This is a genomic window from Streptomyces camponoticapitis (assembly GCF_014646115.1).
Classification (GTDB): domain Bacteria; phylum Actinomycetota; class Actinomycetes; order Streptomycetales; family Streptomycetaceae; genus Streptomyces; species Streptomyces camponoticapitis.
On sequence record NZ_BMMV01000004.1, the window covers coordinates 43,183 to 69,187 of the forward strand.

Below are 26,005 nucleotides of genomic sequence, written 5' to 3' on the forward strand. Positions count from 1 at the left end.
CCCGCCGTTCCCCGGACCTCTAGGTTGTGACCAGGGTTCCCGGGAACGGCGAGAGGTGGGCGCATGGCGCGGGCCGGGCTGACGGCGCAGCTGGTGACGGTGGCGGGCGCCGAGCTGGCGGACGAGGTCGGGCTCGACCGGATCTCCATGTCGCGGGTGGCTCGGCGGCTCGGCGTGACGGACGCGAGCCTCTACGCGCATGTCCGTGGTCTGGAGGATCTGCGCGGCCGGATCGCGCTGCTGGCGGCGGACGAGAAGAGCATCCGTATCGCGGAAGCGACGGCCGGGCGGGCGGGCAAGGACGCGCTGGTCGCGTACGCCGACGCCTGGCGGGAGTACGCCCACAGGCACCCGGGCCGCTACACCGCGACCCAGGCCGCGATCCGGATCGATCCCGGGCTGGCGGCGGAGGCGGCCGGACCCCGGCGGGCGGTCGAGCTGGCGTACGGCATGCTGCGCGGCTACGGGCTGGCCGAGCCCGGCCTCACCGACGCGGTGCGGCTGCTGCGCAGTACGTTCCACGGGTTCGTCGCCCTGGAGGCGGCGGGCGGGTTCGCGCACGCGCGTGCGCCGCAGGACTCCTGGGTCCGCGCCCTCGACGCCCTGCACATCCTTCTCGTTCACTGGCCCTCGTCCAGTGAACGGGAGGACGGCTCCTGACCGCCCCGGCCGTCGGGGGAGGAGCGGTCGGCCGGCTCATCCCAGGCTCAGGTCGTCGCCCAGCGCCGCCGCGATCTCGGCGGCCCGCGAGAGGTCGTCCAGCCGGCGGGTCAGGAACGCGCACGAGTGGCCGTGCCTGACCGACCACCACGCCGCCGAACCGCCCAGCCCGCCCTTCGCGATCTTCCCGTCGTCACGTATGAGCCCCAGTGTCCAGCCGACGGTGGTCGCGAAGACCTCGTCGTGCCGGCGGACCTGAGGAGCCAGATACGCGGCGTGGAGTTCGCTGCCGAGCAGCCGGTGGACCGGCCCGTCCATGCGCGTGAGGCCGGCGAAGAACTCCGCCACGGAAGTCGCGGTGGCGTGCAGGTTGGCCGCGCCGAAGACCGACTGCCGCCAGGCGGTCGAGTTCATCCGCTCCATGTCCAGGAGACCCGCCGGGATGGTCAACCACGGCTCCTGGGGCAGCTGTTGGGCCCACCCGGGAGCGGCCGGCTCAAGATCGGCGACCCGGTGCAGTTCACCGTCGGGTACGCCGAACCAGCCGTCCAGCCCCAGCGCGGGCCGTACGACATCGGCGAACATCCGCTCCAGCGTGACGCCCGCCCCGGCCCGCAGCACCCCGTCGATCAGATGCCCGTAGGTCAGGGCGTGCTCGCCCAGCGACGTACCCGGGACGTACTCCGGAGCGGACTCGGCCAGGATCTCCCGCAGCCGGGCGCCGTCCAGCAGATCCGTCCCCGCGGCCGCCACCGGGAACCGGGCCTGGCCCGCCTGGTGGGTGAGGACATGGCGCAGGGTGGTCCGCTCCTTCCCCGCGACCGCGTACCCCGGCCAGTACCGCCCGATCGGTTCGTCCAGCGTCAGCGCGCCGTCCCGGACCGCCACCAGGGCCGCGAGCGCGGCGAACGGTTTCGAGACCGAGTAGGGCTGGACCAGCGTGTCGGCCCGCCAGGGCCGCTGCCGCGCGGTGTCGGCCCAGCCGCCGCTGAGCCGGACGACCTCCTCGCCGTCCCGCCACACCGACAGACCGGCCCCGGTCTCCCGGCCGTCGTCCACCATCCTCCGGAAGACCTGACGGACCGTCTCATAACCCTCGGCGACATGTCCTTCGACGTTCATCCCGATTCCCCTCCGTGACGCGGCGGACGTCCCGACCACGCCGAAGACTATACCCGTGGGGGGTATGTGGAGAAGGGTCGTACGGGCGGAGGGCCCGTGCACCGGGCGGGCGTGCCGGGCCGGGGCGGGCGGCGTCCGCTGAGCCGGCTCAGTGGCCGGGCACCGCAGGGCCTGACGGCGTGCGGCCGGCGGGGCCGACATGCGGGTGGCCGACGCGCGCCGGATAGTGGGTGGGTGGGGCCGGCTCTCGGGGTGGAGGCGCATCGATGACCAGGCGCGGCAGGGACTCCGGCAGGAGCGGCGACACGAACCCCGGAACGGGCGCGCGGCGGGCCGCCGCCACCCACATGTCGCCCCGGGAGCGGGCGGAGCGGGGCAGGGCGGCCCGGAAACGGGCGCCGAGGTCCAGCCACGCGGAGTTCGATGCGGCCCGCGCCAGGCCCGATCCGGTGGCGGTCGTCGACGCCCAGTCGCGGACGCGGGTGCCGGAGCTGGTGCCCATCCGGTACGGGCGTATGACCGAGTCGCCCTTCCGCTTCTACCGGGGCGCCGCCGCGATCATGGCCGGTGACCTGGCGACCACCCCGGTTTCCGGCATCAGGGCCCAGCTCTGCGGGGACGCGCATCTGCTGAACTTCCGGCTACTCGGCTCACCCGAGCGGCGGCTGGTGTTCGACATCAACGACTTCGACGAGACACTGCCGGGCCCCTGGGAGTGGGACGTCAAACGACTGGCGGCGAGCCTGGTGATCGCCGGCCGGGAGAACGGTTACTCCGCGAAGGAGCGGTCGGTGATCGTACGGGCCGCCGTACGGTCCTACCGCGAGCGCATGCGCGTGTTCGCCGGGATGGGCAATCTCGACGTCTGGTACACCCGCGCCGACATGGAGGAACTCCGGCCGCTGGCCGATCGCAGGCTCGGAGCGAAGGGCCGGGACCGGCTGTCGGGGATGATGACGAAGGCGCGTACCCGCGACAGCCTCCATGCCTTCGAGAAGCTGACGCGGCCGCGTGACGGGGAGCGCCGGTTCGCCCCCGATCCGCCGCTGGTCGTGCCGGTCGACGACCTGCTGCGGGGGCGGCAGCGCGACACTTTCGTGACCGAGCTCCACAAGCTGGTCGACCGGTACGGGCGGAGCCTGTCCACCGAGCGCCGGCAGCTGCTGCGGCAGTACCGCGTGGTCGACATCGCCCGCAAGGTCGTCGGCGTGGGCAGCGTGGGCACACGCTGCTGGATCCTGCTCCTGCTGGGCAAGGACGACAAGGATCCGCTGATCCTCCAGGCCAAGGAGGCGGACCACTCCGTACTGGCCCGGTACACCGGCGAGAGCGAGTACAACAACCAGGGCCAGCGGGTCGTCGCGGGCCAGCGGCTCATGCAGGCGGTGGGCGACGTCTTCCTGGGGTGGGACCGGGTACGGGGGCTCGACGGCAGACAACGAGACTTCTACGTACGGCAGTTGCACGACTGGAAAGGCATCCTGGTCCCTCAGGACATGGTCCCCAACGGCATGAGGGTCTTCGCCGAGCTCTGCGGCGCGACACTCGCCCGCGCCCACGCCCGCTCGGGCGACCGGATCGCGATCGCCGCGTATCTCGGCGGCGGCCCGGTCTTCGACAACGCGCTGTCCGACTTCGCCGAGAGCTACGCCGACCAGAACGAGCGTGACCACGCGGCCCTGGTGTCCGCGGTGAAGGCGGGACGGGTCACGGCACAGGCCGCGTAGCCGGGCCGTACGACGATCTGCGGGGAAGGCGAGAAATGGCCGAGCAGGCGCGGTTCCGGGGCAGCCTGTTCCGTCGCCGCGACGGCTGTTACGGTGGGTCGCAGCGAAGGGGAGTAGTCCCGAGAACCGCTGGTCGACACACTGGACACCTCAGGGCGTCCCGGCCACCGGGCCACCGCGTCTCACGCGGGGCGGACGAGACCTTCGACCAAGGCATGATTCGGCCCGCGCTTCTGTGCGGGTCGCCCGTCGTGCCGGGTCGAGTGGTTCCTCCCGTCGCCTTCTGGGTGCCGTACGAGCTCACGGCCCGGCCCCAGCAGAAAGCAAGGGAATGACTTTCGACCCCCTGGCGATCATCACCGCCTTCGGGCTCATCTTCCTCGCGGAGCTCCCCGACAAGACCATGTTCGCCTCACTGGCCATGGGCACCCGGATGCGGCCGCTGTACGTCTGGTTCGGCACCTCCACCGCGTTCATCGTGCACGTCGCCATCGCCGTGGGCGCCGGCAGCCTGCTGGGCCTTCTCCCGGAGATCGCCGTCAAGCTCGTCTCGGCCGCCCTGTTCGCGTTCGGCGCCGTCGTTCTGCTGCGCAGCGGGGGCGACGACGACGAGGACGGCGCGGGCAAGACCGTCACGGGCTTCTGGCCCGTCTACACCACCGCCTTCATGGCCGTCTTCATCAGCGAGTGGGGCGACCTCACCCAGATCACCACCGCCAACCTGGCCGCGAGCAACGGCTGGCTGCCCACCGCGATCGGCTCGGTCCTCGCGTTGATGTCGGTCTCCGCGCTCGCCCTGCTGGCGGGCCGCTTCATCGCCCAGCGGGTACCGCTGAAGACCGTTCAGCGCATCGGCGCCCTGTGCATGACCGGGCTCGCGATCTGGACGCTCGTCGAGGCCCTCACCCTCTGACGGGCGGCGGGAGACGGGTGGCGGGGCGGCAGGTGACCGGCCACCGGAGCGACACGGGACCCGACCCGGGCGTAGCGGGTGGCTGGTGCGCGGTGCCCGTGAAAGGGTGATCCTCTTCGCGTGTCGCCGCTCACAACTCATCGTCTGGAAAAGGGGATCCGAATGAAAATCACCGTGAACGAGGACCTGTGCTGTGGCGCCGGCCAGTGCGTCGTGCTCGCGCCCGAGGTCTTCGACCAGCGCGACGAGGACGCGATCGTCATGCTGCTGGAGGCCCAGCCCGGGGAGCAGCTGCACGCGGCTGTCCGTGAGGCCGCGTCCGGCTGTCCTTCGGCCGCCATCACCGTGATCGACAACTCGTAGCCGTACCGCCCGCGCTGGAGGCGGAGTCGTAGCGGGTGGCACTCCGACGGAGACCGCCCCCTGCCACGGCTCCGCCTCCGCGCCGCGGTCAGGAAGTCGCCGTGGCCGGCAGATCGGGCCGCGCCGGCGGGTGACCGGCGGCGGACCGCAGCGTCAGCACCATGGTGAAGCCGCCACCCGGGGTGTCCTCGGCGGCGAGCGTGCCCCCCATCGCCTCCGCGAAGCCCCGGGCGACCGCGAGACCGAGCCCGACACCGGCACCCCGCGGGGCGTCCCCGTACCGCTGGAAGGGCGCGAAGATCCGGTCCTTCGCGTCGTCCGGGACCCCGGGCCCCCGGTCCACCACACGGACCTCGACCCGGTCGGCGATCGCGCTGGCGGAGACGAGCACCTGCTCGTCCCAGGGGCTGTACTTGACGGCGTTCTCGACGATGTTGGCCACCGTGCGCTCCAGCAGGCCCGGATCGACGGCGACCATCGGTACGTCCTCCGGGATGTCCAGCACGACACTGCCCTCCGGCACACCCCCGAGAGCCATCGGGACCACCTCGTCCAGGTCGATCTCACGGATCAACGTGGTCACCGTGCCGGTCTGCAGCCGGGACATGTCGAGAAGATTCCCGATCAGATTGTCGAGACGGTCGGCGCCCTCCTCGATACCGGCGAGGAGTTCGTCGTGGTCCTCGTCGGACCACTCGACGTCGTCGGAGCGCAGCGACCGGCCGCTTTCCCCGCGGCTGCCGGCCCCGGCTACCGGCCCGGCCGTTTGGCGGCGGCGAGGCGGGCCTCGAAGCCGTCGAGGATGGCCTGAAGGCCGAACTCGAAGCTGTTGTCCGGAGCGGCGGCGTAGTCGGCGGCCGCCGGGGTGTCCAGGCGCTCGCGCAGGAGCGGGAACCGCATCGCGATCTCGGCGCTCCGCGCCAGGGTGTCGGCCAACTGCCGTTCGGCGTCACCGTCGTTCTTCCGCAGCCGCCGGGTCAGCGAGACCTGGGAGGCCGGTCCGAGGGCGCTGCCGAGCACGAACATGAGCACCGTGGCGGCCGCCCGGTCCGCGTCGGCGGGCGCGAAGCCCGCCTTCTCGTAGATGCCGAGGCTGTGGTTGTCACTGCGGGCCATGCCGGGGCCGTAGACGAGATGGCTGCCGAAGGCCTGCACGAACCACGGGTGCCGGGTGAGCAGCGCGTGCATGCCGGTGGCCTGCGCGGTGGCGGCCGTGCGCCAGTCGGTCGAGTCGAGATCGGGCAGTTCGACCTCGTCGTAGAGGGCGTCGACCGCCAGCCGGACCAGCTCGTCCTTGGTCTTCACGTGCCAGTAGACCGCCGTGGCCGCCGAGTTGAGCCGGCCGCCAAGGCTGCGCATGTTGAGGCCGTCCAGGCCCTCCTCGTCCAGCAGCTCGATGGCCGCGCGCACGATCCGGTCCGGGGTCAGCGTGTTCCGAGGCATGGCGCCCAGTCTACTTGAACTAAGTTCATTCACCGCTTGCGCGGGGGTGGAAGGCGATCTACGCTCCTACTTGTACTTAGTTCAAGTGCAGCGAAACGGGAGGGGAACAGAGATGTCGCAGGACAAGCTGTCGGAGTTCGTCGAGGCCAGTGCCAAGGAGTTCGATGTCCCGGGCGTATCCGTCGGGGTGCTGATGGACGGCCGGGAGAGCTACGCCTCCCACGGTGTGACCAGCGTCGGCCACCCGCTGCCGGTGGACGAGAAGACGCTGTTCCATCTGGCGTCGGTGACGAAGACGTTCACCTCGACCGCGATGATGCGCCTGGTCGCCGAGGGGAAGGTCGACCTCGACGCACCGGTGCGCCGCTACGTTCCCGAGCTGAAGCTCTCGGACGAGGAGGCGGCGGAGCGGATCACCGTGCTCAACCTGCTCAACCACACCGCGGGCCTCGACTGGAACCTCATCGACACCGGCGAGGGCGACAGCTCCCTGCCCGGCTTCGTGGCGAGGATGTCGGAGCTGACGCTGATCGCGCCTCCCGGTACCCGCGCCTCGTACAGCCAGGCCGGGTACAACCTGGCGGGGCGGATCATCGAGAAGGTCACGGGCCTGCCCTTCGAGCAGGCCGTGGCGTCCCTGGTGCTGAAGCCGGCGGGGCTGTCGGACACCGTCTTCGGGCTGGACGACGTGATGGTGCGCAAGTTCGCCGTCGGATACAACCGGGGCGAGGACGGCGAACTGCGCGTCGCCCAGCCGTGGAAGGCGTTCCGCGAGGGAGCGCGCGGCGACAACCCCGGCGGGGGCATCGCCTCCACGGTGAGCGACCTCCTGCGCTGGGCCCGTTTCCAACTCGGTGACGGTGAGGGTGTGTTGCCCGCCGAGACGCTGCACCGCATGCGGGAGAAGACGGTCGAGCTGCGCGCCAGCACGCTCGGTGACGCCTTCGGCATCTGCTGGTTCCTGCGCGACGTGGACGGCGTCCGCACGATCGGCCACGGCGGTTCGGGCAACGGCCAGTTCGCCGAACTGCTCATCGTGCCCGAACGTAACTTCGCGGTCGTCTCGCTTGCCAACGGCGGCCCCGACGGCTACCCGTTCAACCAGTCCGTCCTGCAATGGGCCCTCACCCACTACCTCGGCGTGGTCGACCGGGCCCCCGAGCCGGTCCCGTACGAGGAGAAGCGGGCCCGCGAGGCCGTCGGCCACTACGAGATCGACGCCATGAACCTCGACATCGCCACGGACGGTTCCCGGCTCACCCTCGCGGTCGGGATCAAGCCGGAGATCCGCGCGGCGTCGGACGCCGACATGCCGCCGGACTACCCGGCGGCGGAGATCGGCTTCCTGCCCGGCGACGGCGACGAGTACATCGTCACCGAGGGCGGACTGAAGGGGCAGCGCGGCTACTTCAGCCGCGACGCGGACGGCGCGGCCGTGGGCGTCGACCTGGCGGGCCGGCTCTTCGGCCGGACCCCGGCGGCATCCTGACCGGGAGCGGTCGGTCGGCCTCCCCCGTCGACCGCCCACGCTCAGCCGCGCACCTCCGGCCGCCCGCGCGCTCAGGGGCCCGCGCTCAGCGGCCGTCGTCCAGCCGGAAGCGCAGCCGGCAGATCACCGCGTCGGTGTCGCGGCGGACCGCGTGGGCGACCACGGCGCCGCGCTGGTTCTGGAGCACCCGCTGCCACAGCCGGGCCGGTTCGACCTCGGGGATCAGTACGGTGATCCGGGTGTCCGGCTCGGCGGCCGCCAGTTCGCCCACGTACGCGGCGACCGGGCGTCCGACCGTCCGCCGGGCCGAGTCCACCCGGACCAGCGGCACACCCGGGTCCCACAGCGCCCAGTCCCGTACCAGCGCCTCCGTCCGCGCGCGGTCCTCGGGGTCCGGGTGGCAGACCGTCACCGCACGCACCTCGTCGCCCAGAGACGCGGCAGCGGTCAGGGCCTCGCTGGTCAGCCGCGTCAGTGAGCCGACCGGGACCAGGACCAGCGAGTGGCCGCGGCGCGGCGGCGCGGGGATGGCCCCGACCCCGAGGCGCTCGCCGATCCTCGCGTACGCGCGGTGTACGCACTCGAACCCGGCGACCAGCAACGGCAGTGCCACGACGATCAGCCAGGCGCCGTCGTGGAACTTGGTCGCGGTGACGACGATCGCGCTGGCACCGGTGAGCAGCGCACCCACCCCGTTGAGGAGCGCCTTGCCCGCCCAGCGCGGGCCCCTGACGGCGCGCCAGTGGATCACCATTCCGGTCTGGGCGATGGTGAAGCCGACGAAGACCCCGATCGCGAAGAGCGGAACGAGCGTGTTGGTGTCACCGCCCGAGAAGACGAGAAGCGCGGCGGAGACGGCCGCGAGGGTCAGCACACCGTGGCGGTGCACCTGCCGGTCGGCCTTCAACCCGAAGACATGGGGCAGGTAGTTGTCCCTGGCCAGCAGCTTGAGCAGGACAGGCAGGCCGCCGAAGGAGGTGTTGGCGGACAGGGCCAGCAGCACCACGGTCGCGAACTGGACGACGTAGAAGGCCGGATTGTGACCGAACGAGGCGTCCGCCAGCTGGGCGAGAACCGTGACACCCTCGACCGGCTGGAGCCCGAAGCGGGAGATCAGCACGGACAGACCGATCAGCATCACGCCCAGCACGGCACCGAGAGCGATCTCCGCGTGCTGCGCGCGGCGGGCCGCCGGGGCGCGGAAGGACGGGACGGCGTTCGCGATGGCCTCGACACCCGTCAACGCCGAGCACCCGGACGCGAACGCCTTCAGCAGGAGCAGCGCGCCCACGGTGGTCGCGTTGTCGGCGAGTGCGGAGGCGTGTCCGGCGGAGGCCTCCGTGCCGGCCGGGGAGTCGCGGAACAGGCCGACCGTGATGAGGACGAGGATCGAGCCGACGAAGACGGCCGTCGGCACGATGAACGCGCGCGCCGAGTCCACGATGCCGCGCAGGTTCACGGCCGTGACCAGCACCAGCACCCCGAGACACAGCCACACCCGGCTGCCGTAGAGCCCCGGGAAGGCGGAGGTCAGCGCGGCCACCCCCGCCGTGACCGCGACCGCCACGTTGAGCACGTAGTCCAGGACCAGGGAGGCGGCGGCGACCAGACTCGTACGCCGGCCCAGATACGCCTTGCCGACCGCGTAGCTGCCACCGCCGTCCGGGAAGGCGGCGATCACCTGACGGTACGAGGCGACCAGGACCGCGAGCAGTCCGGCGATGGCGAGGGTGACGGGAAGGGCGAAGCCGAGCCCGTAACCTCCCGCCGCGGCCAGGACCAGCACGATGGCCTCGGGGCCGTACGCCACCGAGGCCATCGCGTCGAGAGAGAGCGCGGCCAGGCCCGTGACAGCGGTGAGCTTGTGGCGGGCTCCGGTGGGATCCGGTGGTTCCTCTTCGCCGGGCGTGGCGCCGGGCGTGGTGCCCTTCTCGACGGACAGGACGGACATGTGAGCGGTCTCCTTCGTCTCAGGTCCGCTCAGGGTGTGGCCGCACCCGGTTGCCGCAGGCCGCCGCCGGCACGTTCTTGGCGCGAACGAGCCCCGACCTCACGCCTTCTTGATGCGGCCCGTCAGGAGGCTGTATGGGTTCCCGGGGGCCCGCGTCAGCGATACGTCAACGGGTCCGCCACACGCCGCCGGCGTTCCTAACCTCGGCTGCATGAAACGTCCTGCTGCACGATTTCCGGCCACACCGGGGCGTGACACCGGCGGTGCCGGGCCCGCCGGGGACTCCGGCTGCGACGAGAACTGGGCCGGCGAGCGCCGGTTCGCGATCCGCTGCTCCGCCCTGCTGCTCGCGCTGTTCCTGGTGGTCGACGGCGGCTCGGGCCACCTCACCGCCCTGCGCGCCGTCGTCTGGACCGCGCTCACCGTCCTGCTGTTCGTCGTACTCCTGCCGGCACGCGTCAGCGCCGGAGAGGACTGGATCGCCTCGCGCGAACTGCTGCGCGAGCGGACCGTACGCACCGACCGGCTCGTCTCCGTGCGCTGGTCCGACGGTGTCGCCCAACGGCTGGTCCTGCGCGACCTGGACGGCGACAGCGTCGAGGTGGACCCGCGGGTGCTCGTCGCCAACCCGCGGCTGTGGCACCTGCTGGACCGGGGCGCCCGCACCTCCCTGGGCCGGGGAACACTGCTGTACGGGGCCACCGAGATGCGGCAACTGGCACAGCGCGTCGAGCGCGACGCGGCCAAGACCGTCTTCAAGGTCTCCGGCCTGATCTGATCTCGTCCCGGGGCCCATGACCGGCACGGTCCCGGCATTAGAGTGAACGGGTGACTTCCCTGCCGGAGAACCGGCCGCCACGGATCAGTGAAGACGACCGCGACACGGCCGTGCGGCGCCTCCAGGAGGCGTACGCCGAAGGCCACATCTCGCACGAGGAGATGGACGGACTCCTCAACCAGGCGCTCACCGCCCGGACGCACGACGGACTCGCGCATGCTCTGGCCTCCCTCCCCGCGGAGAAGCCGGCCACCACGTCCACGATCGCCGTCCACGGCGGACGGATCCGGCGGCGCGGCCCCTGGCGCGTCCCCCGGACGCTCAAGGTCGAGTCCGCCTACGGCAATGTGCGCCTCGACCTGTCCCGGGCGGTCATCGAGTATCCGGTGATCGACATCGAGCTGCAGCTCGGCACCGGCAAGGCCAAGATCACTGTCCCGCGCGACGCCGTCGTGGAGTTCGAGAACGTGGGCACGGGGTGGAAGGACACGCACTACAAGCCCGCGCGCCGCTCCCGCCCCGGCGGACCGACGATCCGGATCTCCGGAACCATGGGCTTCGGCCGGCTGAAGATCCGCCACGCACACCGCTGAGCGGAGCGGGGCGCGGTGGCTCCGGCTCACCCGAATGGCGTGATGGAGATGCGCGGAGCACAGTGGATAGGGGGTACGGCCGTCCCGGGGAATCCGCGGCGGCTGTGAAATCGCTCGCGACATCGCTCCCTATCGCAGGAAGATGAGTCGGTCATGGCAGTCAAAGAAGCCTCGTCAACAACAGCAATGTCCAACGGTCACCACCACCACGGTGACATCAAGGGAACGACGACGATCGCTGACTCGGTCGTCGCCTCGATAGCCGGTATCGCCACCCGTGACGCGTCCGGGGTCTACGCGATGGGCGGCAGTATGACCCGGACCCTGGGAGCCGCGCGGGACAAGATGGTCCGGTCCGACGACGCGACCCGCGGGGTGCAGGTCGAGGTAGGTGAGAAGCAGGCCGCGGTGGATGTCGACGTCGTGGTGGAGTACGGGTATCCGATCACCAGGACCACCGAGGAGATCCGGTCGGGCATCGCCGACGCGGTCGAGACCATGACCGGCCTCGAGGTCGCCGAGGTGAACATCGACGTCCTCGACGTACACCTGCCGGATTCGGACGACGAGGGCGGCGGATCGCCCCGCGCGCGGTGAGCGGGAGTCTCCGGCTCAACCGGAATCGCGGGGTAGCAGCGACCCGAGCGGGCCGAGGTCCAGATTCAGGTCCTCCATCGTGAGGTCGTAACGCTCACAGAGTTCCGCCATGCGGTCCTGGAGGATCATCAGCGTCATTCCGATGCGTTCCTCCTGGTCCTCGCGGAGATCGCCCTGGTCCACCCGGTGCAGCGCGGTGCGCTCCATCAGCTGGCGCAGCAGTTCGACAATGGTGAGAACGAGCTTGATCAGGTCTCGTTCCACCGTGTCCGGATCCGTCTCCAGGCGCTGGGCGACTCCGCGTCCGGGGCGCGGCTCGTCCGGGCCTGTCGGTACGAGATCGAAGGCGCGGGCCGCCGCCTGCGCCACGTCCCTGAACTTGGTGTCGTCGTCAGCCATGGTGTGCCTCCTTGTGCGTGCCGGGACGGCCCCCGGCGCACCCGGGCCCGCTCACCACGGCGCGGGCTCGTCGGGCGTGATGGAGCGGATGACCGCCCGCAGATTGATGTGCACCAGATCCACATCGGCGACGGACAGCACGAGATCGCCCGTGAGGACGGCGCCCCCGGTGAGGAGGCGGTCGAGGAGATCGATGAGCGCGACCTGGCGCCCCGCGAGGGATTCGATGGAGTCGTCACCGGAGTCGCGGGAGTCGCCGACCGGCGCGCCGGAATTCCTCGTAGGAGTCCCGGCGAACCCGACGCTCGGCAGCGCGGTGCTCAGCTCACCGTTCACCGGGGACCCCCGTCCGTGCCTTCGCCTTCGGGTGCCTGTGGCGGTGTCGCGAAGGAGTACGGCGCCCAGGGGCCGGTGATCTCGACCCGTACGCCCGGCGTTCCCTCACCGAGCCCCGTCAGCGCGCCACGGAAGTCGGCGACGTGCGCGGCCGGCACCAGATACGCCTCGTTGGCGATGTTCTCGCCGGCCCCCTGGGCGAGATCGCCCTGCTGGGGGCGGTGCGCCACACGGCCGCCGACGAGGCCCGCCACGCGTACGGGGATCTCCGCGGCGATGGCTCCGGCGGCGGCGTAGGAGTCCCGGTGGCTGCGCCGCTGCGCGCGGCGCTGTCGCAGATAGGCCCGCCCGGGGCTCATCGCGGGCTCCTCCTCCGGTTCGGCCGTGACGACGGCCTCACGCGGGTCCGCGTAGACTTTCACGCCGAGTTCGACGTGGTCTTCGAGCCGGGAGAGAAGGTCACGGAACTCCTCCTCCCGCTCGGCCAGCATCGCCGTCACGCGCGCGTCGTCCAGATACACCGTCGCGAGCCGCATGGGCAGGACCGTCGCGCTCTCGTAGGCGGCCTCGACCACGGCGTGGTGCGTGCGGGCCAGCACTTCGAGCCGCGTCAGATCCTCCATCTGCGCTTTCAGACCGTCGGCGCCGAAGGAGTCGTTCGGAACCGACGAGACCAGCGCGACGAGCGCACCGGCGCGCACCGTCCGCAGCGGCCCGTCGCCGACACCGGTGCGACCGGGGAACGCCCCGTCGAGCGGTGTTCCCGCGCGGCCGACCGCGTAGACGTACACCATCGAGGACGTCCCGGCGTCGGAGGTCATCGCCCGCCCTCACTTTCCGGAGCTTCCGGAGCGCCTTCCGTAAGCGCGCCACCGGCCCCGGCACCCGCCCGCAACTCCGCGATCTCGGCCCGCAGTCGCTCGTTCTCCACCGCCAGCCGGTCCGCCGACGGATCGACGGCGCCGCCACCCGCGGACGCGCTCCCCGAACCGTTCACCTGCTGCGCGGGGCGGGCCCGGGAGGAGAGCGAGGGGTCGTGCTCCCACCAGTCGATGCCCATCTCCTTGGCCTTGTCCACGGACGCGACCAGCAGGCGCAGCTTGATCGTCAGCAGTTCGATGTCGAGCAGATTGATCTGGATATCGCCCGCGATGACAATTCCCTTGTCCAGGACGCGCTCAAGGATGTCGGCGAGATTGGCGGACGACGCTTGCGGGCCGGAGCCGTACGGGGACGCTCCCGACGAGGTCCCCATACGGCCGGCCAGTGAATCGGACACGTGGAATCAGCCCTGTCTGTGCTGTCGGCGGCGCGGGTCAGCGACGCGCCGAGGCGGTACGGCGCCGGGAGGAACGCCGGGCCGGCTGCTCTTCCTCTTCCTCTTCTTCCTCGACCTCGTCGAGGGGCTCCTCTTCGTAACCGTCCTCGGCGCGGGGCTCGTCGGCGGGAGCTTCTTCGTCGTACTCGTCCCGCTCGTCCTCGGGGAGCTCTTCGTCCTCGGCGTACTCGGCGTCCGCGTCCGCGTCTGCCTCGGCCTCGGCCTCGGGGTCCTCCTCCAAGGAGCGGTCGTCCTCCGTCTCCTCGGAGGCCGTGGGCTCCTCGTCGGACTCGGCGGACTCCTCCTCGGCGCGGGCCTCTTCCTCCTCGACCGCCTCGTCGTGCTCCAGCACGACCTCGCCGTCGCGGATCTCGCCGCGCCAGCCGTCGGTGGCCTCGCCGCGCATCATGATGAACTTGCGGTAGAGCTTGAGGTCGAGCCGGGCGCGGCGGCCCTGGGCACGCCAGATATTGCCGGTCTTCTCGAACAGCCCCTTGGGGAAGTACTCAAGAACCAGCAGCACCCGCGTCAGATTGTCCGTGATGGCGTGGAATGTCACCACGCCCTTCACGGTGCCCTTGGCGCCCTCGGTGGTCCAGGTGATCCGCTCGTCCGGCACCTGCTCGGTGACGTTCGCCTTCCAGCTGCGCGTGGACTTGGCGACCTTCACCTTCCAGTTGCTGCTGGTGTCGTCGGCCTTCTCGACACTGACGACGCCCTTCGCGAAGGTGCTGAACTCCTGGAACTGGGTCCACTGGTCGTACGCCTCGCGTACGGGCACGCCGACGTCGATGTCCTCGGTGATGGTGACGCTCTTCGACTTGCCGCCACCGCCCTTGCGTCCCTTGCCGAACAGACCCTTCACCTTCTCCTTGATGGTGTCCTTCAGATGCGACGTCCCGGCGGCCATGGCGGCCTGCGCCGGTGACTTGCCCTCGCCGAGAGCCTGTCCGCCCTTGGCGAGGCTCTTCACGGCACCGCCCGGACCGCCCTTGCCGTCGGCCAGTTTGCCGACACCCTCACCGAGCCGGTGCCCGAGACTGGTGACGGCGTGCTCGGCGCGTGCCCGGAGGTAGTTCTGCAGTTCTTCCTTGAGACGGTCGGTGGCGGGGCTCTTCGCCACGTCGTCCTTGAGCTTGCCGAAGGCGGTGTCAGCCATTGTCGCCACCCCGCTCACTCCGGCGGGCGGACGAGGTGGTCTTGCGCGCTCCCGAGGCCGTCTTCTTGCGGGCGCCGCCCGAGGCGGTCCTGCGGGCGCCGGACGTGGCCTTGGACGCGGAGCGACCGGCCGACTTGGCGGGCGCCTTCGCCGCGGTCTTACGGCGCGGGGCCGGCTTCTCGTCCGGTTCCGAGTCGCGCTCGTGATCTTCCTGATCGCGGTCCTCGGGGTCGCTGTCCTCGGGCTCGCTGTCCTCGGGCTCGTCGTCCTCCCGCTCCTCGGCGGCTTCTTCCTTGCCGTCGAGTTCGAGAGTCCGCCGGTGCAGCGAGTCGGCGAGGCCCGACGCCCGCTGGGTCAGGGCGTTGGTGGCCGCTGTCTTCGTGGCGCCCACCAACTCCTTGCGGACCTGGTCGTTCAGGGTGCCGAGAACCGGGGAATTACTCACCAGCTTGCCGAGCTGCTTCGGGTCGAAGCTCAGCTTCTTGCCGGCCAGGAACATTCCGAAGCCGATCGCCAGTTTGGCTTTCTTCGTACGTCCCAGCAGGTATCCGCCCACAAGGGCGACACCTATCTTCGCATTGCCTGTCATCTCTGGTACACCTCAATCTCCCGTGCTCAGGAGTTGTTCCGTAGTCGCTTCTGGTAGGACTCGCACTCTTCGAGGCGGTCCAGCAGTTCGTCCTCGCGCCGGTCGAATTCCTCTTCGTCGATGGAACCGCTCAGCAGTTCCTTCTCCAGCGCGGCCAGTTGCCCGCGTACGGGCTCCGGGTCGTAATGCTCACGCTCGGCGGCGAGTACGACCTGATCGAGTACCCAAGCCGTGCCCCGGACCGGGGCGAGCGGAAAGGTGAGGATGTTCGTAATGAGGCCCATCGCGACTCCTCGGGTCCGCGTCGGCGTCGTCCGCCGGCGTCCGCGCCGGCGGTGACGTCAGACGAAGCTGTAGGGCGGCAGGGGACCGTTGAGTGTGAACTCGTAGTCGTCGCCCCGCCGTTCGGCCTCCTCGTACACCGCCTGCGAGAATGCCGCGGCCTCGTCGCGCTTCACGAGGAAGGAGACATTGAGGAAGTGCGCCTTGGTGGGCTCGCCCGCCGACACGCGCTCCGCCTCGGCGGTCAGCACGGAGGTGATCTCATTTCCCACGGTGCCCTGCCGCACCTGGATCTCTTGTGAGACGAGTTCACCGAGAGCCATCTTCTCTTTCTGGGCCCCGGGGTTCTGCCTGGTGAATTCACTGAGCCGCCGCACGTCCCCCGACGCGGAGAGTATTTCCCGCAGCAGGCTCTCCTCGGGGCGTGAGACCTTCAGGTTGTACTCCAGCCGCCCGTCGAGCTCGCCGAGGCGGGCGGTGTAGCTCTCCCGCTCCTGCTCCAGGGCGGCCAGCACCTGGTCGTCGTCGGGACCGACGAGGCCGAACCGCATCGGCAGCGCGGCACCCTCGGCCATCAGCCGCTCCAGGACGCTCTGGTGGGCGACCAGGTCGCGGCGCTTGGCCCGCAGGTCGGACGGTGTGTCGCTGACGACGGCGCCGAGATCCCCGGTCCTGACGGTCCGCAGGTCGGACGGCGGGTCCCCGACGCCCTTGAGCCCGTCGAGCCGCAGCGGGTGATCGGCCCCGGTGATGGCGTAGATGTAGGTGGGCATGGGCTACTCCTCCCGGCGCTGGGTGCTGCGGCGGCTGCTGGAAGCGGTGGACTTACGGGCCGGACGGCGCTCCTTCTCCTTCTCCTCGGAGTCGTCGTCGGCGCTGTCGCGTCCGCTCTTGAGGGAGTCGCTGAAGGCTTCGACCGCGCCCGTCAGTGCTCCTTTCGACTTGCCCTTGGCGCCGCTCTCCACCGTGTCGCCGACGATGTCGGTGAGCTGGGTGGGCGCCTTGCGGCCCGATTCGAGGTCCAGACGGTTGCACGCCTCGGCGAATCGAAGATAGGTGTCGACACTCGCGACGACGACCCTTACATCGATCTTGAGTATCTCGATTCCGACGATGGACACGCGGACGAAGGCATCGATGACGAGCCCCCTGTCGAGAATGAGCTCAAGAACGTCGTAGAGGTTTCCTGATCCACTTCCGCCCGAGCTGTTCGAAGCATTGCTCTGCTGTACGAGACTCATGGTCGGCCTTCCTTCCGATGAGTTGTGTCATTCGGTCCGGATCGAACGCGAAAGGGTGGCGCGACTCAGTGGTCGACCTGCCCTCGCGAGTACCGGCGAATTCGTTCGTAGCCGAGGAGTTGGCCCTGACCGTCGAGGGAAACACGATAGGAAGCCATCACACTCGTGGTGTCCGGGATCTTCTCGATCTCGACGACCTCCACGTCGGCGGTCCAGCCGTCGTCCGTGGCCTTCAGCGAGGAAACGGAACTGGGCTCGCACTGGAGCAGCCCGGCAAGTTGACCGGCGGCCTTTCGCATGGCCGTGGCGACATCGATACGTTCCTGGCCGCCCCCGGCGCTGTTGCCGTTCTTGCTGTCGGTGCTCTCAGTCGTCGCCATGTTCTCCGCCCGTCGTGGGTCGTCCGGGACTCCCTGTCGGAGTCGTCGGTCAGCCATTCATCCCTGGCTTCAACTGCGAGTGCCCCTGGGATCCGAACGTATGCATGACCTGAAATGCCCGGTCCCCACCGATTGATCGACCGGGGAGCGCGTGGCGAGGCGGATCGGCTGGTCTCCGCGATCGTGCCGACCAGGCCAGGCCGGGGCGGGGCGGGCGGGGGCCGGTCCCGCACGCACCTCGGCCCCGTCCCGGGCGGGACGGGGCCGAGGCTGCTGACGAGGACATCCAGGCGTCCGGAGCGGGTATACGACCCCGTGAGAGATTCACTCCACCTGGACCGCGGGGTTCCTGCAGAGCCAGCCGTTGACGGCGAAGCGGCTGTCCGCGTGCTCCCCACTGGGACAGCTCACCCTTCTCACCTCGTGCAACGCGGACGGGGCGAAGAAGATGACGCTGTTGTGCTCGGCGGGGTAGTCCCGGTAGGTGCACTCCTTCGGGTCCAGGGTTCCGTCCATGCTCAGGGGCGCGGCCGTGTCGTACATCCGCAGGGCCCCGCCGCTGAAAGCCACCGGGGTCCGGTGCATGTAGTAGACGAAGGTCACCACACGGTTGGCGGCCAGCAGGCCCTTGGCCGCCTCATGACCGCTGACGTCCTGGTGCGGCTGGTAGAAGTCGCCGTCGTTGTGGATGTTCAGGGCGAAGGCGGGCTCGGTACCCTCGCAGGAGATTCCCAGCGCCCGCTCGACCGGGCCGCGGACCCTGTTGATGGCGTCGGTCAGTTCCCCGGCTTCGAAGCCGACATGGCTGAGGGCACGGCGCGTACGGGTGTCCACCTGATTGCCCCGTACACGTGAGGGATACAGGTCTTCCTGAGGGGCCTGGATCGCACGGCTCAGCAGGAGCTCCGCGGTCTCTTCCGCCAGGAAATGGGAGATACGACAGACCTTCGTCGACAGTTGCCAGGTCGCGTTCTCACCCGGTGACGGCCGCATGGGAAGGTCGACCGCTTCAGTCATTTCGATTCCCCTCATTCGCCCCGCAATTGAGGCAGCGACGATAACCGTGTTGCGAGAGAGCGTCAATCACGCTCCTCCCTGCCGTTCCTTCGTATGTGATTCGTACCCGGCGTGCGGAATCACGACGTGTCCGCCGCGTATGTGCTTCGTACGAACGGCAGCGACACTGATCCCCATGCATTCGTCGAGCGGCGCACGAATCCCCGGTCTCGCCCCGGTCAACTCGCTTCTCTCACGCCTGGATCTGGGGGAACTCCTGCCGGAGACGGTGGTCAGCCATTCCGGACGTCATCGCAAGTGCTCGGGCTTCACCACTGCGGGTCGCGGAATCTTCGTCAAGCAGCTGAACGCGGCGCCGGGGCAGCGGGCGCCCGGTCTCGAAAGGGCCAAGCAATTCGAGGAGATCGGGATTCCGGGACTCCGCACGCCGAAACTCATCGGATCGGACGAGGAGAACAATCTCCTTGTCTTCGATCTCGTGCGGGACGCGAAGCCCGCCCACGACTTGGCACGTGAGTCGGGCTTCGGGCCTGAACTCGCCCGCCACGTCGGTGAGGTGATCGGCCGGCTCCATGAAACGCCGCTGTCCGAAGGTGTTTCCGTCGACACCTCTCCGCCGCCGTATCCGCCACTGGACTCCCTGGACGGCCTGTCCCTCGGACAGTTCCAGGCCTCCAGTGCCGCCGTCCTCCAGGGCTGGCGTCTCCTCCAGCAGGACCAGCCGGTCGTGGACGCGGTTCGGGCGCTGCGCCAGGGGGAGGAGGCCGCGCCGAGAGTGCCGTCGCACTGCGACTTCCGGCTCGATCAGATCCTGGTGTCCGAACAGGGCACCCACATCGTCGACTGGGAGGAGTTCCGCCTCGGGGACCCGGCCCGCGACGTGGGGATGTTCGTCGGGGAGTGGCTGTATCTGGCCGCGGACCGGGCGGCCCGCGTTCTGCACACCGGCGACGCCGGCCTGCCGAGGTCGGCGACCGGTGCGACGCGTGAGGAGATCTCGGCGCAGACCGTGGTCGAGCTGCGGACCGTGCAACCCACCGTCAAGGCGTTCTGGGACGGCTACACGTCGGTGCGCGACACACCGGATCCCGATCTGCCGCGCCGCGCGATCTCGTACGCCGGCTGGCATCTGTACGACCGGATGTTCAACGTCGTGGCCCGGATGGCGCTCCTCAGCGCGACCCAGTACGTGGCCAACGGGATGGGCCGCAGGGCTCTGCTGGCCCCCGGTGACCTCGCCCGGCTTCTGGAGATGGGAGTGCTCGATGCCCGCAGCAACTGACCGACTGGATCCGGCTCTGGCCCATGAGCTGGAGCGGGTCGTGGTGGAGACCGACGGCCGCTCCGCGGTCGTGGACGGTCACAAACTGGAGGCGAACACCCCCCGCCACCTCTCCATCTACCTGCGGTGGGCACTGTACGAGTTCCTTCACTCGGGCCGGCCGGCCGACATGTACAAGAACAAGGACGTGGAGCGGGACGCCGCCCTGGAGGCCCGGCTGGCGGAGGCCATGCCCTTCCGGAACTCGCTCACCAGCGCCCGGGTGAACGACCGGAGGGACGGGGAACTCCTGGTCACCGTCGACGGCACACGGGTACGTGTGCCGGTGGAGCGAGTGGTCCCCGACGCCCCGTACCAGGGCGATGACGTGGTCTACCTCGCCATGCCGGCCGCCCGCCCCGCACTCTCGCCCGGGTTCTTCCTCACCGACGGCAGCCGGGGACGCTCTGTTCGCAAGCCGACCCTGCGCGTCTACGTGAGCCTGGAGAGCCTGGCCGCGGCCGAGGCCGCCTGGGGCCTCGTCCTCAACTGTCTTGAGGACAGGGGCGTTCCGTACCGGCTCAAGGTCGCTTCCTCACCCCACCTGGTCCCGCGGAGGGATGCCCTCGTCGTCTATCTGGGCCCGGAGGCGTGGGACACGGTGGCGGACGTGGCCCACTGTGTCGTGGACCTTCCGGGCCGGGGCTCCGAGGTCTCCGTCTTCGCGGAGCGGGTGGCGCCGGGCGTGTCCGTGGCGTGGCAGCCGTTCGCCGAGAGGCCCGGCGGTCAGACGGGCCGGAGTTTCGGGCAGCACCGCGCGACGGCCGTCGCCGAAGGCCTGGTCGGCCAGGTGCTCGGCGACCGGGCGGGAACGCGCGAAGAGGCGGTGGCCGGGGCTCTGTTCGACGCGGGCATCGACCCGTCCGCTCCCCACCGGAACCTGGACTCGCCCCGGATCGGCTTCAGCACCGCCGGCTCGGCCCGATGACTCGGGGGGCGGCGCGGACACGGCCTGTGGGCGTCGTCCCCCCGGCCGGGGCGCCCTTCGGCGACGAACTCGCGGCAGGACTGCGGGCGCTCGTGTCCCCCTACGGGGTGATGTCTGAGGTTCTGCCGGGGGCACCGGTGAGAGGGCTCGGCCGGCTGTCCCTCGCCTCGGCACGGATCGGCGGCGCTCCCGGTGTCGAGCGCCCCGACGAGTTCAGAGGTGCCGGACGGTCCCTGGACGGACCGGAACAGGCAGCGCTCACCGCCATCGCCGAGGGGGCGGAACGCTACGCGGGCACGGACTTTCCCGGTGACCGGGAAGTGTGGGCCACGGCCGCCGAACTCGACGGCCGCGTCCTGGACATGAGCGCGGTGCCCAGGTGTTCACCGCGCGAGTACCGCAGCGGCCACTGTCCGGTGACTCCGTACGACCCCCATCAGCGCATCAGGTGGAATCAGGGTCTCGACCTGGCGACCAGGGAGCCGATGTGGGTCCCCGCCGTGATGGCCCGCCACGGCGTGCGGCGGCCCGCCGACGCGGAGGGCTTCTGGAACCGGATCTCGACCGGGTACGCGGTGCACTCCGATCCCGTGGAGGCGATCGTGCGAGGCATCGCCGAGGTCTGCGAGCGGGACGCCGCCGCACTCACCTGGCTGCAGATGCTGCCCCTGCCCCGGATCACCTTCGACGCGCCGACCGACGACCTGAGCGCACTGATCGAATACAGCGACCGGCACTTCCTGGAAACGTACTTCTTCGACGCCACCACCGACATGGGCGTGCCGACCGTCTACTGCGTGCAGACCTCGGAGTACGACGAGGCGTGCCGCCAGATCGTCGGTTGTGCCACGGGACGCGACCTTCCGCAGGCCGCTGCGAAAGCCCTGCTCGAATCCGTCCCGGCACGTGCTCTCTTCCACCGCGAGGACCCGGGCAGCTTCGGCCTGATCATGGCGGGTGCCGAACTCATGGGAAAGGCGGAGCGGCGGCAGTCCTTCGATTTCCTGCTCGGCGGCCACGGCGGTACCCGGCGGCACGGCACTCCCGGCCGGCCGGCGCTGCCCACCGACTCCACAGCGGCCCTGGAGCAGTTGCTCCGGGCTCTCCGCGGGCGCGGGATGCAGGCCGTGGCCGTGGACCGGACCACCCGGGAACTCAAGGTCGCCGGACTGACCGCCGTCTGCGTGGTCATCCCCGCTCTGCAGCCGCTGACCTTTCATCAGCACGGGCAGTACCGGGCCCATCCAAGGCTCTACGAGGCACCCGCCCACCTGGGCTTTCCCGTACGTCGAGAGGAGGAACTGAACCCGTGGCCGCAGCCCTTTCTCTGATAGCCGTCGGCGGGTTCGGTGTGCGGACCGCGCGGTTGCTGTCCGCACAGTTCGCGGGCAGCGCCGTGCTGTCGCCCGACGACGTCGAGCAGGCGTTCAGCACGATGCGTGGCACCGCCGTACTCGCCGCGCGGAATCCCGCCCCCAGTCTCTGTGAACGGCTGGACAGCCTCGCGTACCGGTTCTCGCGCCCCTGGCTTCCCGTCGTCATGGACAACGCGGTCGTACGGGTCGGACCGCTCGTCCGGCCGCCGTACGGGCCGTGCTTCCGCTGCTTCCAGGGACGGCGCGCGCAGCACGACCGGGAAGCCGCCGCCACGGCACTGCTGCACCGTTCCTACGACGTCGGTGAGCAGCCCGGCCCCGGTGGGTTTCTGCCGCAGCACGCCCGGCTGGCCGCGGCCGTGGCGGCCGGCTGTCTGCGGGCCGTACCCGAGGCGGGTGGGCCGGACGGGCCTGACGACGGCATCGTCACCACCGTCCGGCTCAGGGAGTGGGGCATCGACAGGAACCACGTCGTCCCGCGCCACGGCTGTCCCCGCTGTGGCCCTTCGGGGCCCGCCCGCGACCCGCTCGGGGACCCCGGTCCGGGGCGTCTGCGGGCGGCCCTCGCCGCGCTGCCCATCCGCGGGGCGGAGGCCCGTCGATGAGTCGCCCACCTCGTTACGAGGTCCCGGCGTTCCCCGCGCTCTGCCGTGGTCTCGCGCGCGTCCAGGCCCCCGGCGGACTGGTGATCGAGGGCGGCCCGCACCGGATGCTCCTCGGCGGGGCGTCGACGGAGTTCGTCACCCGGCTGCTGCCGCTCCTCGACGGCCGTCACGACCACGCGGCGCTGTGCGCCCGGCTCGACGTGGAGCCCGCACGGCTCCGGCGGACGCTGGAACTCATCGGCGACTGGGGTGTGCTCGAATCCGGTGGCCCGCGGTCCACGGCCCGTCCGCAGGTCTCCGACGACGTGGTCGTGTACTACTCCCGCACCATCAACACCATGGGCGGCCACGATTCGGCCGAGGACCTGCTGGCCGCGCTGGCGGCCGCGAGCGTGCTGCTCGTGACCGGTGAGCAGCTGGGCACGCCACTGGCCGAGGACCTCGCCGCCAGTGGCGTCGGCACGGTCACGACGGCCGAAGCGCCCGCCGACGGCACCTGGCCGACCGGGGCCGGGGACCTGCCTCCCGGCACCGGTCTGGTGGTCGCGTTCGACGAGCCGGACCGTCCGGCCGTGCTGGCGAATCTGGTGGCATCGGCTCACGCCGCGGGTGTTCCGGTGCTGCGTACGGCCTGCCGGGCCGACGCGGTGGAAGTGGGCCCGCTGCTCTGGCCCGGACAGTCCTCCTGTGTGGACTGCTTGCGCGGCGACGGCGGCGACGAACCGGATCAGGGCCCCGTACCCGGGCTCGCACCTGACGAGGCGGCCACGAATCTCCTGACCGCACTGACCACGTCGGAGGTACTGGCGGTACTCGGCAGCACGACTCCACCGGCGACGCTGAACACCGTTGTCCGGGTCATGGCCGGCTCCGGGACCATCGAGCGCCGGCTCCTGACACCCGACACCGGCTGCGCACGGTGCGGGGACGGCCGGGCGGCGGGGGACTCCTGGCCGGCGGCGACCACGCAGGCCGTCGACGCGTACGAATGGCAGCAGGCCCTGCCCCCGCCGGAGTTGGCCGCCACAGCCAGAGTGACGGCGACCGGGCGCCGCCAGTCGCGCAAGGCGCTCGACCGGCGCACGGCCTTCCCCACGTCCCCCGCTCGCGCGCTGCCGACCGCACCTGCCCCGGGCGAGAACTCCTGCGTGAGCCCGTCTGCGAGCGTCGCCCACACGCTCGGGCGGACGGCGGGCCCGGCAGGCGTCGAACGGCGACTGCCGAGCCAAGGTGGTCTCGCCTGCGTCGAGTTGTACGTCCTGACCGATCCGTCGCTCTTCGGGATGCCCGGCTGCGTCCTCGCCTACGACGACATCGGCCATCGGCTCCGTTCCGTCCGGGCGGACACCCTCCCGTGGCGGGCAGCGCTGGCACGGGCCGGCCTGGACGGCGACGAGACGGACGCCGCCGTGGTCGTCGTGGCCGACATCGGAGGCCTGCACACGATGTACGGCGACGGCGCCTGGCGAACGGCCCACCTGGAAGCGGGCGTTGCCGCCATGCAACTCGCCGTGGCAGCGGTCGAATCCGGCATCCGGCTGACCTTCGCCGCGGAATGGGGCGGTGATCTGCCGGAGTGGCTGGAGATCGATCCGGAACGGGAGGTCGTCACCGCCGTCGCGGCCCTGTCCTGCGACACCCGGGCCCGGCCGGCGGCACAGGAGACCTCGAGATGACTCTGATCCGGATGTCGGACGCCGTCACTCACGTGGCGGCGGTGTGCCGCGGCACGGTCGGCGCGTCACCACGTACCCATGACGACGCCGCTGCCGCCACCGACCGCAGGCCGCCCGTCCCCGCCCTCCACGGGCTGCCGGCACAACGCGCCCCGGCGCACGTCTTCACCCCGGCGGGGGTCGGCGACGGGCAGCTGCGCACCCTGCTGGAGAGGGCCTGGAGGATCCATCGGGCGGGGCTGCCCCCGGGCGGGACCGGCGCTGACGCGCTGGCCGTCGTCGGGCACCGGCCTTCGGCCGCCGGCCGCGGCGGTGACCTCTACTCGGTGGGCACGGTCGGCACCCCCGTCCGCGAAATACCCCGCCTCCCCCCGCTCTGCGGGTTCTACATGGAGGCACCGCTTCTCCTGCTGGTCTGCGGAGACCTGCGACGCGTCAGTGATCCGCCCACCGGGAGTGGGTATCCGGCGCTCCTTTCCGCAGCCGGGGCCCTGGGACACGCGCTGTGGCTCACAGCGCTGTCGGCCGGGCTCGGCGGACGCGTCTACACCAGCGGCTGCCGCCCGGCCACCACCGCGGTCCGGCGCCACCGGCCCGGAATGCGCCATTTGCTGACCGTGGCAGTCGGCCACATCGATGGGAGATACACATGACCACATCCGGCTCCACCACGGCTTCCGCCCAGGGCGGCACCGCGAGCACCGGCCATCCCGAGCCGGTCTTCATTCTCTCCCCGCCACGCTCCTTCTCCACCGTCACCCTGGCGCTCCTCGCGGGCCACCCGCAGATCTTCGGCTTCCCGGAGTTGCTGGTCTTCGCGAACGAGCGGGTGAGCGATCTGATCGGCGACGACGGCACGGAAGCCGAGAGGTTCCCTCCCGAGTACCGCAGGACACGGCTGAGCGGGGTCTACCGAGCCATCGCCCAGGTACACGAGGGCGTCCAGACACAGGACGCGCTCGACCGTGCTCGTACCTGGCTGCTGGACCGGACGGACCGGCCGACGACGAGCGTGCTCGACGATCTGCTGGGACACATCAGCCCGCTCGTCGGTGTCGAGAAGTCCCCGGACACCGTGGCCACGGACGAGTCGCTGGCACGCTGCCTGACTCACTACCCCAAGGCCAGGTACCTCCACCTGACCCGGCACCCGGTCACCACCCAGCGCTCCATGCAGGAGCAGAACCCCCAGTACCTCACGAACAAGAAGGTGCGGGCGGTTGGAGCCGCGACGTCCTGGTACCTGTCGCACCGGAGGATCATGGCCGGCCTCGCGGAGCTGCCCGACGATCAGTGGATGCGCGTGCGCGGTGAGGATCTGCTCCGTGAACCGGAGCTGTGGTCACGCCGGCTCCTCGACTGGCTCGGACTGGACTCCAGCGACGACATGGTCGACCGGATGCTGCATCCCGAGAGCTGGCAGTTCGCCAACAACGGTCCCTCGGGCGGCCTGTACGGCGGTGATCACAAATTTCTGAGCAACCCGAAGCTCAGGCCGGTCCCCGACCCCGGACCCGTGCGCTTCGACCCCGAGTGGGGGCTGCTGGACGAGATGTGCGACCGGATGACCGGCCTGGCCCACGAACTGGGCTACTGAACCGGCGGACGACGCGGAAAGGAGAAGACCCGTGAAGTGTCCGAGACGAGCCACGCGCGCCGCCGAACGCGGGCCGGCCAGGGCGCCGCCGTCCCAGGACGGGGCATTCCGGCCGGACCATGTCACGCACACAGATCAGATGGGA

At 70.6% G+C, this 26,005-nt stretch carries 29 protein-coding genes and 1 pseudogene; 15 read left to right on the forward strand and 15 right to left on the reverse strand.

Annotation, left to right across the window (positions count from 1 at the left end; all coding sequences use genetic code 11):
* The first annotated feature begins 63 nt into the window (after positions 1-63).
* Positions 64-660, forward strand: coding sequence for a TetR/AcrR family transcriptional regulator (locus tag IEY79_RS07230; protein WP_189106492.1), 597 nt, complete (start codon positions 64-66; stop codon positions 658-660).
* Positions 661-696: 36 nt separating this feature from the next.
* Here the strand turns inward: IEY79_RS07230 and IEY79_RS07235 are convergent, their stop codons facing one another.
* Complete coding sequence (locus IEY79_RS07235; protein ID WP_189106493.1) at positions 697-1,782, reverse strand: serine hydrolase domain-containing protein; 1,086 nt, start codon at positions 1,780-1,782, stop codon at positions 697-699.
* A gap of 347 nt (positions 1,783-2,129) precedes the next feature.
* Here IEY79_RS07235 and IEY79_RS07240 point away from each other — a divergent pair, with 347 nt between their 5' ends.
* The 3 genes from IEY79_RS07240 (at position 2,130) to IEY79_RS07250 (ending at position 4,785) form a co-directional block, all read left to right on the forward strand.
* On the forward strand, positions 2,130-3,509 hold the full coding sequence (locus IEY79_RS07240; protein WP_229700756.1) for a DUF2252 domain-containing protein: 1,380 nt from the start codon (positions 2,130-2,132) through the stop codon (positions 3,507-3,509).
* A 331-nt stretch (positions 3,510-3,840) separates the two neighbouring features.
* Positions 3,841-4,422 carry a TMEM165/GDT1 family protein gene (locus IEY79_RS07245; RefSeq protein ID WP_189106495.1) on the forward strand — a complete coding sequence of 194 codons (582 nt, stop codon included), beginning with the start codon at positions 3,841-3,843 and terminating at the stop codon, positions 4,420-4,422.
* Between the two features lie 162 nt (positions 4,423-4,584).
* A complete protein-coding gene (locus IEY79_RS07250) occupies positions 4,585-4,785 on the forward strand; it encodes a ferredoxin (RefSeq protein WP_189106496.1) in 201 nt (66 codons plus the stop codon).
* 88 nt (positions 4,786-4,873) lie between these two features.
* Here the strand turns inward: IEY79_RS07250 and IEY79_RS07255 are convergent.
* A pseudogene (locus IEY79_RS07255) lies at positions 4,874-5,506 on the reverse strand (sensor histidine kinase); the annotation flags it as partial.
* A gap of 29 nt (positions 5,507-5,535) precedes the next feature.
* Positions 5,536-6,228, reverse strand: coding sequence for a TetR/AcrR family transcriptional regulator (locus tag IEY79_RS07260; RefSeq protein ID WP_189106497.1), 693 nt, complete (start codon positions 6,226-6,228; stop codon positions 5,536-5,538).
* Between the two features lie 112 nt (positions 6,229-6,340).
* Between IEY79_RS07260 and IEY79_RS07265 the strand changes: the two genes are divergently transcribed.
* Complete coding sequence (locus IEY79_RS07265; RefSeq protein WP_189106498.1) at positions 6,341-7,717, forward strand: serine hydrolase domain-containing protein; 1,377 nt, start codon at positions 6,341-6,343, stop codon at positions 7,715-7,717.
* An 85-nt stretch (positions 7,718-7,802) separates the two neighbouring features.
* Here IEY79_RS07265 and IEY79_RS07270 read toward each other — a convergent pair whose 3' ends face one another.
* Complete coding sequence (locus IEY79_RS07270; RefSeq protein WP_189106499.1) at positions 7,803-9,668, reverse strand: APC family permease; 1,866 nt, start codon at positions 9,666-9,668, stop codon at positions 7,803-7,805.
* A 211-nt stretch (positions 9,669-9,879) separates the two neighbouring features.
* On the opposite strand from IEY79_RS07270, the gene IEY79_RS07275 reads away from it, so the two are divergent.
* The 3 genes from IEY79_RS07275 (at position 9,880) to IEY79_RS07285 (ending at position 11,636) form a co-directional block, all read left to right on the forward strand.
* Complete coding sequence (locus IEY79_RS07275; RefSeq protein WP_229700725.1) at positions 9,880-10,446, forward strand: hypothetical protein; 567 nt, start codon at positions 9,880-9,882, stop codon at positions 10,444-10,446.
* 50 nt (positions 10,447-10,496) lie between these two features.
* Positions 10,497-11,039, forward strand: coding sequence for a DUF1707 SHOCT-like domain-containing protein (locus IEY79_RS07280; RefSeq protein ID WP_189106500.1), 543 nt, complete (start codon positions 10,497-10,499; stop codon positions 11,037-11,039).
* Between the two features lie 153 nt (positions 11,040-11,192).
* Positions 11,193-11,636: an Asp23/Gls24 family envelope stress response protein gene (locus IEY79_RS07285; RefSeq protein WP_189106501.1), complete on the forward strand. Its 444-nt coding sequence runs from the start codon at positions 11,193-11,195 to the stop codon at positions 11,634-11,636.
* A gap of 15 nt (positions 11,637-11,651) precedes the next feature.
* Here IEY79_RS07285 and IEY79_RS07290 read toward each other — a convergent pair whose 3' ends face one another.
* The 11 genes from IEY79_RS07290 to IEY79_RS07340 form a co-directional block, all read right to left on the reverse strand.
* Positions 11,652-12,035 carry a gas vesicle protein K gene (locus IEY79_RS07290; RefSeq protein ID WP_189106502.1) on the reverse strand — a complete coding sequence of 128 codons (384 nt, stop codon included), beginning with the start codon at positions 12,033-12,035 and terminating at the stop codon, positions 11,652-11,654.
* 51 nt (positions 12,036-12,086) lie between these two features.
* Positions 12,087-12,263, reverse strand: a complete 177-nt coding sequence (locus IEY79_RS07295; RefSeq protein WP_189106788.1) for a gas vesicle protein — start codon at positions 12,261-12,263, stop codon at positions 12,087-12,089.
* A 104-nt stretch (positions 12,264-12,367) separates the two neighbouring features.
* Positions 12,368-13,192 carry a GvpL/GvpF family gas vesicle protein gene (locus IEY79_RS07300; RefSeq protein ID WP_189106503.1) on the reverse strand — a complete coding sequence of 275 codons (825 nt, stop codon included), beginning with the start codon at positions 13,190-13,192 and terminating at the stop codon, positions 12,368-12,370.
* Entirely contained in the window at positions 13,189-13,650 is a 462-nt protein-coding gene (locus tag IEY79_RS07305) for a gas vesicle protein (protein WP_229700726.1), read from the reverse strand. Before IEY79_RS07305 ends, IEY79_RS07300 begins: the two co-directional genes overlap by 4 nt.
* A 37-nt stretch (positions 13,651-13,687) precedes the next feature.
* Positions 13,688-14,848 (reverse strand): SRPBCC family protein, encoded by a 1,161-nt coding sequence (locus IEY79_RS07310; RefSeq protein ID WP_189106504.1) that lies wholly within the window; start codon positions 14,846-14,848, stop codon positions 13,688-13,690.
* Positions 14,841-15,437, reverse strand: coding sequence for a hypothetical protein (locus IEY79_RS07315; RefSeq protein ID WP_189106505.1), 597 nt, complete (start codon positions 15,435-15,437; stop codon positions 14,841-14,843). The genes IEY79_RS07310 and IEY79_RS07315 overlap by 8 nt, the downstream gene beginning before the upstream one ends.
* Before the next feature lie 26 nt (positions 15,438-15,463).
* Entirely contained in the window at positions 15,464-15,721 is a 258-nt protein-coding gene (locus IEY79_RS07320; RefSeq protein WP_189106506.1) for a gas vesicle protein GvpG, read from the reverse strand.
* A 57-nt stretch (positions 15,722-15,778) separates the two neighbouring features.
* Positions 15,779-16,492, reverse strand: a complete 714-nt coding sequence (locus IEY79_RS07325; protein ID WP_189106507.1) for a GvpL/GvpF family gas vesicle protein — start codon at positions 16,490-16,492, stop codon at positions 15,779-15,781.
* Between the two features lie 3 nt (positions 16,493-16,495).
* Positions 16,496-16,960 carry a gas vesicle structural protein GvpA gene (locus IEY79_RS07330; RefSeq protein ID WP_189106508.1) on the reverse strand — a complete coding sequence of 155 codons (465 nt, stop codon included), beginning with the start codon at positions 16,958-16,960 and terminating at the stop codon, positions 16,496-16,498.
* Positions 16,961-17,025: 65 nt separating this feature from the next.
* Positions 17,026-17,340: a gas vesicle protein GvpO gene (locus IEY79_RS07335; protein ID WP_189106509.1), complete on the reverse strand. Its 315-nt coding sequence runs from the start codon at positions 17,338-17,340 to the stop codon at positions 17,026-17,028.
* A gap of 324 nt (positions 17,341-17,664) precedes the next feature.
* On the reverse strand, positions 17,665-18,357 hold the full coding sequence (locus IEY79_RS07340) for a 2OG-Fe(II) oxygenase (RefSeq protein WP_229700727.1): 693 nt from the start codon (positions 18,355-18,357) through the stop codon (positions 17,665-17,667).
* A 175-nt stretch (positions 18,358-18,532) separates the two neighbouring features.
* On the opposite strand from IEY79_RS07340, the gene lxmK reads away from it, so the two are divergent.
* From lxmK to IEY79_RS07375, 7 genes are read left to right on the forward strand one after another with little or no spacing between them, the layout of a single operon-like run.
* Positions 18,533-19,639 carry a class V lanthionine synthetase subunit LxmK gene (gene lxmK / locus IEY79_RS07345; RefSeq protein ID WP_189106510.1) on the forward strand — a complete coding sequence of 369 codons (1,107 nt, stop codon included), beginning with the start codon at positions 18,533-18,535 and terminating at the stop codon, positions 19,637-19,639.
* Positions 19,623-20,606 (forward strand): T3SS effector HopA1 family protein, encoded by a 984-nt coding sequence (locus IEY79_RS07350; RefSeq protein WP_189106511.1) that lies wholly within the window; start codon positions 19,623-19,625, stop codon positions 20,604-20,606. Before lxmK ends, IEY79_RS07350 begins: the two co-directional genes overlap by 17 nt.
* Positions 20,607-20,632: 26 nt before the next feature.
* The gene (locus IEY79_RS07355; protein ID WP_189106512.1) at positions 20,633-21,937 is read left to right on the forward strand and encodes a YcaO-like family protein; all 1,305 of its coding nucleotides are present in this window, start codon (positions 20,633-20,635) and stop codon (positions 21,935-21,937) included.
* Positions 21,916-22,587, forward strand: coding sequence for a TOMM precursor leader peptide-binding protein (locus IEY79_RS07360; RefSeq protein WP_189106513.1), 672 nt, complete (start codon positions 21,916-21,918; stop codon positions 22,585-22,587). The genes IEY79_RS07355 and IEY79_RS07360 overlap by 22 nt, the downstream gene beginning before the upstream one ends.
* Positions 22,584-24,263: a hypothetical protein gene (locus IEY79_RS07365; protein WP_189106514.1), complete on the forward strand. Its 1,680-nt coding sequence runs from the start codon at positions 22,584-22,586 to the stop codon at positions 24,261-24,263. Before IEY79_RS07360 ends, IEY79_RS07365 begins: the two co-directional genes overlap by 4 nt.
* Positions 24,260-24,916: a nitroreductase family protein gene (locus IEY79_RS07370; RefSeq protein WP_189106515.1), complete on the forward strand. Its 657-nt coding sequence runs from the start codon at positions 24,260-24,262 to the stop codon at positions 24,914-24,916. The genes IEY79_RS07365 and IEY79_RS07370 overlap by 4 nt, the downstream gene beginning before the upstream one ends.
* Entirely contained in the window at positions 24,913-25,860 is a 948-nt protein-coding gene (locus tag IEY79_RS07375; RefSeq protein WP_189106516.1) for a sulfotransferase family protein, read from the forward strand. The genes IEY79_RS07370 and IEY79_RS07375 overlap by 4 nt, the downstream gene beginning before the upstream one ends.
* Positions 25,861-26,005: the final 145 nt, after the last annotated feature.

What these genes read in the sequence shown, in the direction of transcription:
- IEY79_RS07370 (WP_189106515.1), top strand. Translation starts at nt 24,260, where the DNA reads ATGACTCTGATCCGGATGTCGGACGCCGTCACTCACGTGGCGGCGGTG.
- IEY79_RS07350 (WP_189106511.1), top strand. Translation starts at nt 19,623, where the DNA reads ATGCCCGCAGCAACTGACCGACTGGATCCGGCTCTGGCCCATGAGCTG.
- IEY79_RS07230 (WP_189106492.1), top strand. Translation starts at nt 64, where the DNA reads ATGGCGCGGGCCGGGCTGACGGCGCAGCTGGTGACGGTGGCGGGCGCC.
- IEY79_RS07330 (WP_189106508.1), bottom strand. Translation starts at nt 16,960, where the DNA reads ATGAGTCTCGTACAGCAGAGCAATGCTTCGAACAGCTCGGGCGGAAGT.
- IEY79_RS07375 (WP_189106516.1), top strand. Translation starts at nt 24,913, where the DNA reads ATGACCACATCCGGCTCCACCACGGCTTCCGCCCAGGGCGGCACCGCG.
- IEY79_RS07310 (WP_189106504.1), bottom strand. Translation starts at nt 14,848, where the DNA reads ATGGCTGACACCGCCTTCGGCAAGCTCAAGGACGACGTGGCGAAGAGC.
- IEY79_RS07260 (WP_189106497.1), bottom strand. Translation starts at nt 6,228, where the DNA reads ATGCCTCGGAACACGCTGACCCCGGACCGGATCGTGCGCGCGGCCATC.
- IEY79_RS07250 (WP_189106496.1), top strand. Translation starts at nt 4,585, where the DNA reads ATGAAAATCACCGTGAACGAGGACCTGTGCTGTGGCGCCGGCCAGTGC.
- IEY79_RS07240 (WP_229700756.1), top strand. Translation starts at nt 2,130, where the DNA reads ATGTCGCCCCGGGAGCGGGCGGAGCGGGGCAGGGCGGCCCGGAAACGG.
- IEY79_RS07320 (WP_189106506.1), bottom strand. Translation starts at nt 15,721, where the DNA reads ATGGGCCTCATTACGAACATCCTCACCTTTCCGCTCGCCCCGGTCCGG.
- IEY79_RS07285 (WP_189106501.1), top strand. Translation starts at nt 11,193, where the DNA reads ATGGCAGTCAAAGAAGCCTCGTCAACAACAGCAATGTCCAACGGTCAC.
- lxmK (WP_189106510.1), top strand. Translation starts at nt 18,533, where the DNA reads ATGCATTCGTCGAGCGGCGCACGAATCCCCGGTCTCGCCCCGGTCAAC.
- IEY79_RS07270 (WP_189106499.1), bottom strand. Translation starts at nt 9,668, where the DNA reads ATGTCCGTCCTGTCCGTCGAGAAGGGCACCACGCCCGGCGCCACGCCC.
- IEY79_RS07325 (WP_189106507.1), bottom strand. Translation starts at nt 16,492, where the DNA reads ATGCCCACCTACATCTACGCCATCACCGGGGCCGATCACCCGCTGCGG.
- IEY79_RS07275 (WP_229700725.1), top strand. Translation starts at nt 9,880, where the DNA reads ATGAAACGTCCTGCTGCACGATTTCCGGCCACACCGGGGCGTGACACC.
- IEY79_RS07300 (WP_189106503.1), bottom strand. Translation starts at nt 13,192, where the DNA reads ATGACCTCCGACGCCGGGACGTCCTCGATGGTGTACGTCTACGCGGTC.
- IEY79_RS07315 (WP_189106505.1), bottom strand. Translation starts at nt 15,437, where the DNA reads ATGACAGGCAATGCGAAGATAGGTGTCGCCCTTGTGGGCGGATACCTG.
- IEY79_RS07335 (WP_189106509.1), bottom strand. Translation starts at nt 17,340, where the DNA reads ATGGCGACGACTGAGAGCACCGACAGCAAGAACGGCAACAGCGCCGGG.
- IEY79_RS07340 (WP_229700727.1), bottom strand. Translation starts at nt 18,357, where the DNA reads ATGACTGAAGCGGTCGACCTTCCCATGCGGCCGTCACCGGGTGAGAAC.
- IEY79_RS07290 (WP_189106502.1), bottom strand. Translation starts at nt 12,035, where the DNA reads ATGGCTGACGACGACACCAAGTTCAGGGACGTGGCGCAGGCGGCGGCC.
- IEY79_RS07235 (WP_189106493.1), bottom strand. Translation starts at nt 1,782, where the DNA reads ATGAACGTCGAAGGACATGTCGCCGAGGGTTATGAGACGGTCCGTCAG.
- IEY79_RS07245 (WP_189106495.1), top strand. Translation starts at nt 3,841, where the DNA reads ATGACTTTCGACCCCCTGGCGATCATCACCGCCTTCGGGCTCATCTTC.
- IEY79_RS07265 (WP_189106498.1), top strand. Translation starts at nt 6,341, where the DNA reads ATGTCGCAGGACAAGCTGTCGGAGTTCGTCGAGGCCAGTGCCAAGGAG.
- IEY79_RS07365 (WP_189106514.1), top strand. Translation starts at nt 22,584, where the DNA reads ATGAGTCGCCCACCTCGTTACGAGGTCCCGGCGTTCCCCGCGCTCTGC.